Annotated in this window: 6 protein-coding genes and 4 tRNA genes; 9 read left to right on the top strand and 1 reads right to left on the bottom strand. The window is 40.3% G+C overall.

What is annotated here, in order from left to right:
- Nucleotides 1-305: 305 nt before the first annotated feature.
- Entirely contained in the window at nucleotides 306-1,208 is a 903-nt protein-coding gene (locus ACJQWY_RS05190) for an NgoPII family restriction endonuclease (RefSeq protein ID WP_407076671.1), read from the bottom strand.
- A gap of 127 nt (nucleotides 1,209-1,335) precedes the next feature.
- Here ACJQWY_RS05190 and ACJQWY_RS05185 point away from each other — a divergent pair, with 127 nt between their 5' ends.
- The 9 genes from ACJQWY_RS05185 (at nucleotide 1,336) to rpoB (ending at nucleotide 11,118) form a co-directional block, all read left to right on the top strand.
- Nucleotides 1,336-2,565, top strand: coding sequence for a DNA cytosine methyltransferase (locus ACJQWY_RS05185; protein WP_407076670.1), 1,230 nt, complete (start codon nucleotides 1,336-1,338; stop codon nucleotides 2,563-2,565).
- A gap of 182 nt (nucleotides 2,566-2,747) precedes the next feature.
- Nucleotides 2,748-2,820, top strand: a tRNA-Asn gene (locus ACJQWY_RS05180).
- A gap of 156 nt (nucleotides 2,821-2,976) precedes the next feature.
- Nucleotides 2,977-3,636: a hypothetical protein gene (locus ACJQWY_RS05175; protein WP_407076669.1), complete on the top strand. Its 660-nt coding sequence runs from the start codon at nucleotides 2,977-2,979 to the stop codon at nucleotides 3,634-3,636.
- 74 nt (nucleotides 3,637-3,710) lie between these two features.
- Nucleotides 3,711-3,793, top strand: a tRNA-Leu gene (locus ACJQWY_RS05170).
- Between the two features lie 14 nt (nucleotides 3,794-3,807).
- Nucleotides 3,808-3,880: transfer RNA gene (locus ACJQWY_RS05165), tRNA-Thr, on the top strand.
- A gap of 41 nt (nucleotides 3,881-3,921) precedes the next feature.
- A tRNA-Arg gene (locus ACJQWY_RS05160) sits at nucleotides 3,922-3,995 on the top strand.
- Nucleotides 3,996-4,331: 336 nt separating this feature from the next.
- Entirely contained in the window at nucleotides 4,332-4,805 is a 474-nt protein-coding gene (locus tag ACJQWY_RS05155; RefSeq protein WP_407076668.1) for a CtsR family transcriptional regulator, read from the top strand.
- A complete protein-coding gene (locus ACJQWY_RS05150; protein WP_407076667.1) occupies nucleotides 4,802-7,246 on the top strand; it encodes an ATP-dependent Clp protease ATP-binding subunit in 2,445 nt (814 codons plus the stop codon). The genes ACJQWY_RS05155 and ACJQWY_RS05150 overlap by 4 nt, the downstream gene beginning before the upstream one ends.
- A gap of 281 nt (nucleotides 7,247-7,527) precedes the next feature.
- Complete coding sequence (gene rpoB, locus ACJQWY_RS05145; protein ID WP_407076666.1) at nucleotides 7,528-11,118, top strand: DNA-directed RNA polymerase subunit beta; 3,591 nt, start codon at nucleotides 7,528-7,530, stop codon at nucleotides 11,116-11,118.
- Nucleotides 11,119-11,148: the final 30 nt, after the last annotated feature.

The raw sequence follows: 11,148 nt of genomic DNA, 5'->3' as shown, positions 1-11,148 counted from the left end.
GTTTCAGCATTGCGTAATGGCTTTGGTGGACACGCTATGGACGTTAAGAAGTAATAGAGTTAAGACGCTTGGCTATGAAAGTTTATTTAACGAAAATTGTTTAAAAGCACCAGTTGCATGCAACTGGTGCTTTTTTTGCTTTACGCTGTCGTTTGGTTTTAAGTCTGGCGTCAATTAAATTTAAAATGTTTATAAGTAAAATCAGACTGTATAACAATTAGGAATTTATTGAAAATAAGAGTATAATTAACTAAAAAATTTATGTAATTTGAGTAATTAAATATCTTTAAATTTGATTATGATAATTAATCTGTAAATCCTTGGAATAACTTTGCTTTTAATTTCATATTTTCATTATTGGGATCTGGAATTTCAATTTCTTTAATGATAAGTTGATTAGACGCAATTAGGTCACTGAAATCCGGCTTCTTTGGACATTCATCATAATCTTTAGATAGCATGATTAGATTAACAGCTGTTGCATCAGATGGAACAAAATTATCATCAAGATATTCTTTGAATGCAGTGTTGGGATTAGCTAATTCCCACATTCCTCGTAATCTTAAATTGGTATTTCCCGAGCCGTCAACATCTTTAATTCGACCTAATTCTTTTGTTGTAGAAAATTCACTAGTTGTTCGGGGTAAGTGAACATTACTTAGGTTATTTCTGATAGATTCCATTAAGTCTTTATAGACTTTTTGGTCTGCTGCTAACGTATTTCCAAAAGCAAACCAAATTACAGAACATTTAGATTCTTCATTGCGCCTATTGTTAAATTTTATGGGGACTGTACCAATTACATAAACTAGTGGCTTTTTTGTCCAATTTGTTTCTTCGATATCCCCTAAATTTTGTGTATCTGGATAAATATAATCTTTTGGATATGAACTATTTAGGGAAAGATTAGAGTTTGAGCTAGTCATTTTTTTAGGTTCAACGCCTTCTCCGCCTCGGATAATTAAGTCTGGGAAATGAGATGAATCACCCTGCCAGGACAAATAATTTTTATAGTTATTTATTTTGTCGTCTAAATAGGGATATTTTTGTGCCTCAACACAATACATATCTTTAACAAAGACTTCAAAAGCATCGCCAGCTTTGTTAGCTGATCCGCCTTTCTTTTGAATGATCGGGGGTAATTTTGAAGAGTTGAAAGTTAAGACGTTGTAGTACGCAGTAAGCGTATTAGTTGTTGGTTCCATCATAATTTAATAATCACCTATTCTATAAGTATATGAATTATTATGCATCATTTTAAAGAACTGGCCAACTTTAAAAAATTTTGATACACTACTTGAATAGATAAAATTAAGGATGTCAGAGGTCTATATTATGGTAAAAGAATTTATTTCTTCATCGACATTAGATGAATCAGAAGTTAAAGATATATTATTTAAAAAGATTAAAGAAGAGCAGGCGTTAGCAAATGAATTAGAGAATGATACCTCAATTGTTGAAAAAGTTACTTTAAAGCCTAATAAATTCAATGTGGTTAGTTTGTTTTCAGGTGCGGGGGGGCTAGATTTAGGGTTGGAATTAGCTGGAATTGATGCGATTAAAGGTCGTAATTTCACTGATGAAATTTACAAAACTAAGAAAACATATTTTAATAATAGATCTGAGTCTTTGTTTAATATTGTTTATTCGAATGACATGTTTAAAGAAGCTAATGAAACATATCTAAATAATTTTTTAAGTAGCGTAGTAAAAGATGCTCAGGATATTAGGAAAGTTGCTAACTTTCCCAAAGCGCAGATTATGATTGGCGGATTCCCCTGCCCGGGATTTAGCTCAGCAGGTCCTCGACTTATTGATGACCCTCGTAACTTCCTTTATATTCACTTTATTCGTGCATTAACACAACACGAACCAGAATTTTTCATTGCCGAGAATGTTAAAGGGCTTATGACATTGGCTAAAGGGACTGTTTTTAAACAAGTAAAAGAGGATTTTGCTTCTGCTGGATATGATGTACAAGCATTCTTGGTTAATTCGAGAGACTATGGTGTTCCGCAGTTGCGTGAACGTGTTATTTTGGTGGGCTCACATGTTGAAAAAATTGTAAAACCCTATGGTTATACTTTTAAGGCACCTGAGCATACTCATGGACCTAAATTGATACCATACGTTACCTTAAAAGATGCTATTGGAGATTTGCCTAAAAATCCAGAAGATGTATATGAAGGTGGCTTTTCTTCTATGTATATGTCACGTAATCGAAAGAAGTCTTGGAATGATCAAAGTTTTACAATACAAGCTAGTGGTCGACAAGCTCCTATGTGGCCTGGTGGATCACCGATGAAAAAAATTGATAAAAATTCTTGGATATTTACAGGCGACTCTAATTTAAATCGGCGTATTTCCGTTAAAGAGGCCGCTCGTATTCAAACATTTCCAGATTGGTGGATATTTAGTGATGGCGGAAATAAAAATTCTACGAAAAATAATCGATTAAATTTACAATACAAACAGATTGGTAATGCTGTGCCAGTTAATTTAGCTCGGAATTTTTTAAAACCTATAGCTGATTTTCTATCTGAACATCCAGAATTATCTGAATAACGTTTTAGACTTTAACATAAAATTTGTCCTATATGTGAGGAATAACAATAACTTACCGTGCTTCAATTTTTAAATGAAACAATTAATTAAAAGCAAATTTTACTAGAAAAAAATTGAAATTAGTTGACTAAATTCGCGGATGTCTTTATAATATTATCTTGTAGTTAAGTGCTACAAATAATTCCGAATTAGCTCAGTTGGTAGAGCACACGACTGTTAATCGTGCTGTCGTCGGTTCGAGCCCGACATTCGGAGTAGTGAGGCTAGGACTTGTTCCTAGCTTTTTTCGTATCTTCATATTCTTAAATGATAAGTATAAAATAGCATAGTTCTGGATTGAAATGTTTTGGAAAGTATAACTTTCTATTTTTTATAAAAGCTATTGATTTAAAGCAGGAAAAGGGTGGCAACATGGTTAAACAAGGTCAGTTTGCACAAGTTAAACGTACACAAAATCAGAAGCCGGCTAAAATACGGCAAATGAAGACACGTAATGATCACCAATTAGCAGATGATCAGATTCCTGAATTTTTGCAAGTTCGTTATCATCTAACGCAAAGCCAGCGCCAAGTGCCTGTCGTTCAAGAAACTATGCAACGATTTTTAAATGTTTTTCTCTCGCAACGTCCGCAAACTGGTAATTGGGATTTAACTGAGATGTTACCAGCGACATTGACTAAGTTAGGCGTTTTACCCTGGCAATTTTTCTATGTTTTAGATTTAGAATGGCCAAAAATGGAACGCTTTTTAGTCAAAGAAGTACCTGCCTTACCAATTGCTAATGTTCAACGGGTGATACCTTTGACTGCGGATCAGTTTTCAGCGTTGTTAGGTCGCTTTTTGGCTCGGAATTGGTTTGCCCAACAATTCCGAAATCAACCGGAACGCTTGCAACAAGTGACCGTTGCTCAATTGACGGCTTTAGAAAATAGCATTTTGTTGAAAGCAGAGGTTGCTTGGCAGCAGGTAAACGTGTTATACTTAACAATGCCTGATGCGGGTGATATAGAAGATGTCGATAACGCTGCGCATACTTGGATTACCAATTTGAAACAAATTAAGATTGATTGATGAAATCGGTTGACATACATTCTGTCGAGTGATATGATATAAAAGTTGTTTCGGGTTATTAGTAAAACATCTATGCGGATGTGGCGGAACTGGCAGACGCGCAGGATTTAGGTTCCTGTGTCCTTGTGACGTGCAGGTTCGATTCCTGTCATCCGCATTAATATCTATCAAGCCGACTTAGCTCAGTTGGCAGAGCACTTCACTAGTAATGAAGGGGTCGCTGGTTCGAATCCAGTAGTCGGCATTGGCTTGATAAGTATTTAAAGGCCTCATATATTTTAATATGCACCTGTAGCGCAACTGGATAGAGAGTCTGACTACGAATCAGAAGGTTGCAGGTTCGAGTCCTGCCAGGTGCATTCGATAAAAAGGAGATTGATTATCAATCTCCTTTTTTGTCGCCTTGTTTTTAAATATGGCTGACCGTGGTGCGGTCAAAAGCCCAAGCCGATGAATTATTGTCAAATTAGTAAACGGTAAGTTGATGGTGCGTATCGTTTTTTGGCATTTTTGCATCGTTTGATTTAATTAGCAAAAGAGTATGAATTAAGTTTTATGGAAATGGTCAAAAAAGGTCAAATTTATGAAAAATGTACGCTATGTGGGTTGTTTTTATCCGCAAATTAGTTAAAATTATGGTTAATTGATTCAAAGATGGCACTTTAATTGAATGAAAATAGAGTAGGAGGGTGAAAATGGCGTCTAAAAATATGTCAGATATCATTGAAGCATATTTAAAACAGCTTTTAAAACAAGATGCGCTGATTGAAGTACAGCGGATTGAATTGGCCCGTAAATTCGATGTAGTGCCGTCACAAATTAATTATGTTCTGCGTACGCGGTTTAAACCGGAGCAAGGGTATCTGGTGACAACGAAACGTGGAGACGGTGGCTATCTGAAAATCCAATTTGGTCCGGATCGACAAAAAATTCAAGATTTGGTGGATAAAATACATCAATTGCCTGATGAACTAAGTTGGTCGGAGTGCCAGATCCGATTGCGATGGCTACAACAGGCGGGGTGGGTCAGCAAACGTGAAGCACACTTGCTGGCCACCTGTTTGGAAGCTTTGGGACCAGATTTGCTGGCGGAGCAACAACGGGCGCATTTAATGCGACAAACTTTGAAACAACTGAGCTTTGATTTAGAGCGGGGGGACGACGAATGAGTCAACAATATACAGATAAATTGCAAGCGGCATTAGCCCAGGCTCAACTGTGGGCACGTCATTTTCGGCATCAGGTCGTTGGGACCGAGGATCTAATGTTAGGGATGATGACCACGGATGAAAAAAATGCGGGTCAAGAAATTTTGTTGAATTTTCATGTGACCGATCGAGATATTCAAGAAGAGATTGAAGATTTAACTGGTTACGGCATGGCATCGCGGAGTAATCATGCTGAACGTGGTTATTCACCCAAGGCATTAGTTGTGATGCAAAAGGCTGAAGCAAAAGCAGCAGAATTAAAAGCGACAGAAGTAGGTACAGAGCATCTCTTGTTTGCTTTGCTCGATGATGAAAATATTTTATCAGCGCGTATTATTAGTGAACTTGGCTTGACACCAGCTGATGTCAAGCAGGCAACCTTGCAAATGATGGGGGCCCCATTGCCTGATAATAATAAAAAAGAAAATCTATTCGGTCCTAAGCGGCAAAAGCGTGAACCAGGCGAAACACCAACGCTGGACAGCTTGGCCCGTGATTTAACGGCTCAAGCTCGTGATGACTTGATGGATCCTGTGATCGGGCGTGAGGCAGAAGTTAAACGGGTGACACAAATTTTGGCGCGGCGGACTAAAAATAATCCGGTGCTAGTTGGTGAACCTGGGGTTGGTAAAACGGCTATTGCCGAAGGATTAGCCCAGCTAATTGTAGCGGGTGAAGTTCCTGAGTCTTTGGCGCATAAACGTTTGATGATGCTCGAAATGGGGCGCTTGGTCGCCGGGACAAAGTTTCGCGGTGAGTTTGAAGATCGGGTTAAAAACATTTTAGAAGAGGTCCATGAAAACGGGCAAGTGATTTTGTTTATTGACGAATTGCATACTCTGATTGGGGCTGGTGGAGCTGAGGGAGCGATTGATGCTTCCAACTTATTGAAGCCAGCGCTTGCGCGAGGCGAAGTTCAAGTCATCGGGGCAACAACTTTAGACGAATATCAAAAATATATTGAAACTGATGCTGCTCTGGCGCGCCGTTTTGCGAAAGTGCAAATTGATGAGCCTAGTGAAGCCGATGCGATTGAAATTTTGCGCGGATTGAAGCCCCGCTATGAGGAACATCATCAAGTGCAAATTAGTGATAAGGCAGTTGTGGCAGCGGTGAAGTTAGCAGTCCGTTATATGCCAGACCGCTTCTTACCGGATAAGGCAATCGATTTATTAGATGAAGCAGCGGCTAAAGTACAAATTGAAAATCATGTTGCGGCAACGCCGATTAGTGCCTTGGAAGAAAAAATTGAAAATTTCAAGAATGAAAAAGAAGCGGCTTTGGAGAGTTTTGATTTTGAATTGGCTGCGCAAATGCGTAAAAAAGAATTGGCACAAAAGAAGAAGTTAGAGAAGCAGCGTAATGAACAAGCGGCTCATCATTATACAGCTGTGCTTAAAGAAGAAGATTTAGCGGAAGTCTTATCAGAGCAGACAGGAATTCCAGTGCAACAAATGACACAAAATGAAAAAGAGCGTTTGCTGAATTTAGAAAGTGAATTGCATAAGCGTGTGATTGGTCAAGATGAAGCTGTTTCAGCGATTGCCCGTGCGATTCGCCGGGCGCGGTCTGGGTTGACAAATCCAAACCGCCCTATGGGAACCTTTATGTTCTTGGGCCCCACTGGAGTCGGTAAAACTGAGCTAGCGAAGGCCTTAGCTGCGACGGTGTTTGGTTCTGAAGATAATATGATTCGTGTTGATATGTCGGAATTCATGGAATCATATTCAACTAGTCGGTTGGTGGGAGCTGCTCCCGGGTATGTCGGCTTTGAAGAAGGTGGCCAATTAACTGAAAAAGTTCGTCGTCATCCATATTCAGTGATTTTGCTAGATGAAGCGGAAAAGGCTCACCCTGATGTTTATAATTTGATGTTACAAGTGTTTGATGATGGATATCTGACTGATGCTAAGGGGCGCAAGATTGATTTTCGCAATACGATTATCATTATGACTTCAAATTTGGGAGCGACCCGCCTGCGTGATGAGAAGACCGTTGGTTTTGGTGCTAATAATGATGTTAATAATTATGAGCGTATGAATCAGATGGTTCGCCAAACCTTAAAAGAGACCTTTAAACCAGAATTCATTAATCGTTTGGATGAGGCGGTGGTCTTTAAAGCTTTAGATAAATCAGAAGTGAAAGCCATTGTACGCCTCTTAGCGAACCAATTGGTGGCGCGGATGGCTGAACAAAATTATCAAATTAAGATTACACCGGCAGCGGTGGCTTTGATTGCAGATGAAGGATTTGATCCCGAATATGGAGCAAGGCCTTTGCGGCGTGCTTTGCAAACTAAGGTTGAGGACGAGATAAGTGAGCAAGTCTTAGCTGGAAAAATTAAGCCAAATCAATTGGTAACGATTGGTGCCCATAAGGGTGAAATTACATTTAAAAATTAATAGTTAAAAACACATAACATAGAACGATATGCGGCTTGACGCGGCTGGATTGAAAAAATTTGTATAAAGTGGTATATTTATATTAGTTTAACTGTGTATTTAACAAGGCGATTTAGGAAATATTGTCCCTAAATGGCTAGATATCAAAGATAATAGCATTTGACGGAAAACGAATGTTATTATCTTTTTTGCGCTTAAAAATGAGCGGAGTACACAATTTGTAACCAAAATGTAATATTTCGCAGGTACACAGTGACCAAAATTTTAGTGAGGTGGGAAACTTGGCAGAACATCATTTAGTTAAGTACGGTAAGCACCGAGTTCGGCGTTCGTATGCGCGAATTAAAGAAGTCTTGGACTTGCCAAATTTGATTGCGATTCAAAAAGATTCGTATGATTGGTTTATGGATGAAGGGTTGAGTGAAATTTTTAATGATATTTTGCCAATCGAAGACTACCAAGGTAAATTAACCTTGGAGTTTGTGGACTATAAGTTGAAAGACGAAAAGTACACGGTAGAAGAGGCGCGCATGCACGATGCAAATTATTCAGCGCCTTTGGAAGTAACATTACGGTTAACTAATCATGAAACTGGTGAAATCCAAGAAGATGCCGTTTTCTTCGGTGATTTCCCTAAGATGACGCCAAGTGGAACGTTTATTATTAACGGTGCCGAACGAGTTATCGTTTCACAATTAGTGCGCTCACCAGGTGTTTACTATAATGTTGAAAATGATAAGAACGGGCGTCCTCGCTATGGAACTACCTATATTCCATCTCGTGGAGCATGGTTGGAATATGAGACTGACGCGAAGGGCTTGAGCTACGTGCGGATTGACCGGACGCGGAAGTTGCCAATTACTGAATTGGTGCGTGCCTTAGGCTATGGCTCAGATCATGAAATTTTGCAAATTTTAGGAGATCAATATGATTCAATTAATTTGACTCTTGAAAAAGATGTGCACAAGGACTTAAACGACTCACGAGTTGAAGAGGCCCTAAAGGATATTTTTGAAAAGTTGCGTCCAGGAGAGCCTAAGACGGTTGATGCTTCTCGTAATTTATTAGTGGCACGTTTCTTTGATCCTAAGCGTTACGACCTTGCCATGGTTGGACGGTATAAGGCTAACAAGAAACTGGCTATGGAAAATCGGTTGCTTGGCTTAACTTTGGGTGAAACTTTAGCTGATCCTGAAACTGGAGAAGTTATTGCCGCCAAGGGAACAGTTGTGGATAAGCAAGTTTTGGGACAATTGAAGCCTTACTTGCAAAATCCTAATTTCAAGACAGCAACGTACACGCCAGCTGATGACGCGGTTGTTTCAGAACCAATGATTTTGCAAACGATTTTGGTACAAGACCCAACTGACCCAGAGCAAACTTTGCCCGTCATTTCAAACGGACATATTTCTGATAACGTCCGGACAATTCAACCTGCAGACATCATTGCCGGAATGAATTATTTCTTGAACTTGCCATATGGAATTGGAAATGTGGATGATATCGATCACCTTGGAAACCGGCGGATTCGTCGGGTCGGTGAATTGCTACAAAACACCTTCCGTATTGGTTTGACTCGGATGGAACGAGTTGTTCGTGAGCGGATGACGACGTTAGATCCGGAAACGGTTAAGCCACAACAATTGATTAATATTCGTCCCGTTGTTGCTGCAGTCAAGGAATTCTTTGGTTCATCACAACTTTCACAGTTTATGGATCAAACTAATCCTTTGGGAGAATTGACGAATAAGCGGCGTCTGTCTGCTTTGGGACCTGGTGGTTTGACGCGTGATCGGGCCGGATATGAAGTTCGAGACGTGCATTATACGCACTATGGACGAATGGACCCCATCGAAACACCTGAAGGTCCTAATATTGGCTTGATTAACTCATTGGCTACGTATGGAAAAGTTAATAAATATGGCTTTATTGAAACCCCATACCGACGGGTTTCATGGGAAAATCATAAGGTTACCGATCGAATTGACTTCTTAACAGCGGATGAAGAAGATAACTTCACGGTTGCGCAAGGAAACTCAGTCTTAAATGAAGATGGTTCATTTGCGACGGATACGGTCTTGGCACGACGTGGAGACGATAATATTGAAGTTTCAATTGATCAAGTCGATTACATGGACGTTTCACCTAAGCAAATTGTTGCCGTTGCCACAGCGGCAATTCCATTCTTGGAAAACGATGACTCGAACCGTGCTTTGATGGGAGCCAACATGCAACGGCAAGCGGTGCCTTTGATCAATCCACATGCCCCATTGATTGGAACGGGAATTGAATACAAGGCTGCCCATGACGCTGGGGTCGCAATGATTGCGAGCCACCCAGGAACAGTCGAGTATGTTGACGGTCGCGAAATTCGGATTCGGCGTGAAGATGGTTCACTTGATAAATACAAATTGATGAAGTTCCGTCGGTCAAATGCCGGAAAGAACTATAATCAACGCCCAATTGTAAGCGTTGGTGATCAAGTTGATGCTGATGAAGTAATTGCGGATGGGCCATCAATGGAACAAGGTGAGTTAGCCTTGGGACAAAACCCATTGATTGCCTTTATGACTTGGCAAGGATATAACTTTGAGGATGCCATCATTATTAACGAACGTTTGATTCGTGATGATGTTTATACTTCAATTCACATTGAAGAATATGAATCAGAGGCCCGTGATACAAAGCTCGGCCCTGAAGAATTTACTCGAGAAATTCCAAATACTGGTGAAGACCAATTGAAAAATTTGGATGAAGATGGAACAATTCGGATTGGGGCTGAAGTTGAAGATGGTGATATTTTGGTTGGTAAGGTTACGCCTAAGGGAGTGACTGAATTATCAGCTGAAGAGCGTTTGTTGCATGCCATCTTTGGTGAAAAGGCCCGTGAAGTTCGGGATACATCTTTGAAGGTACCACATGGTGGTGGCGGAGTTGTTCAAGATGTGCGGATCTTTACGCGTGAAAATGGGGATGAATTAGCCCCAGGTGTTAACCGGATGGTCCGGGTCTATATTGCCCAACGTCGTAAGATTCAAGTTGGAGATAAAATGGCCGGTCGTCACGGAAACAAGGGTACGGTTTCCGTAATTGTCCCTTCTGAAGACATGCCATACATGCCAGACGGAACCCCAATTGACATTATGTTGTCACCAATGGGTGTGCCATCACGTATGAATATCGGTCAAGTTTTGGAGTTGCATCTTGGAATGGCTGCTCGCGAACTTGGAATTCACATTGCATCACCTGTCTTTGACGGGGCGCGTGACTCAGATATTTGGGAAGCCGTTAAGGAAGCTGGTTTGCCAGCTGATGGGAAGACGGTTTTGTATGATGGTCGGACTGGAGAAGCTTTTGACAAGCGCGTTTCGGTTGGAATTATGCACTACATGAAGCTAGCACACATGGTTGATGATAAGATTCACGCACGTTCAATCGGGCCTTACTCATTGGTTACACAACAGCCTTTGGGTGGAAAAGCTCAATTTGGAGGACAGCGTTTTGGAGAAATGGAAGTTTGGGCGTTGGAAGCTTATGGAGCAGCGCACACCTTGCAAGAAATCTTAACGTATAAGTCAGACGACGTAATCGGACGTGTTAAGACGTATGAAGCCATTGTGAAGGGAGAACAAATTCCAAAGCCAGGTGTGCCAGAATCATTCCGGGTCTTGGTTAAGGAATTGCAGTCACTTGGTTTGGATATGAAGGTCTTGGATGCCGACCATCGTGAAATTGAATTGCGCGATATGGATGAAGATGATTCAGTTGTCAACATCGAGGTTGCCACTGAACAAGCACAAAAGTTGGCGCAAGGCTTTGCGGATGATGGTAAAAAGTCAGATACCCCAGCCACTAATACAATTGAAGAATAGATTAAGACGTGACTTATAAAGATAAGGATC

The sequence above is a fragment of the Weissella kandleri genome (assembly GCF_045504165.1).
Classification (GTDB): Bacteria; Bacillota; Bacilli; order Lactobacillales; family Lactobacillaceae; genus Weissella; species Weissella kandleri_A.
The sequence above is the reverse complement of the archived record's forward strand: the minus strand, read 5'-3'. Positions and strand labels throughout refer to the sequence as shown.

Coding starts and splice junctions, on each gene's coding strand:
- ACJQWY_RS05185 (WP_407076670.1), top strand. CDS start 1,336: ATGGTAAAAGAATTTATTTCTTCATCGACATTAGATGAATCAGAAGTT.
- ACJQWY_RS05150 (WP_407076667.1), top strand. CDS start 4,802: ATGAGTCAACAATATACAGATAAATTGCAAGCGGCATTAGCCCAGGCT.
- ACJQWY_RS05175 (WP_407076669.1), top strand. CDS start 2,977: ATGGTTAAACAAGGTCAGTTTGCACAAGTTAAACGTACACAAAATCAG.
- ACJQWY_RS05190 (WP_407076671.1), bottom strand. CDS start 1,208: ATGATGGAACCAACAACTAATACGCTTACTGCGTACTACAACGTCTTA.
- ACJQWY_RS05155 (WP_407076668.1), top strand. CDS start 4,332: ATGGCGTCTAAAAATATGTCAGATATCATTGAAGCATATTTAAAACAG.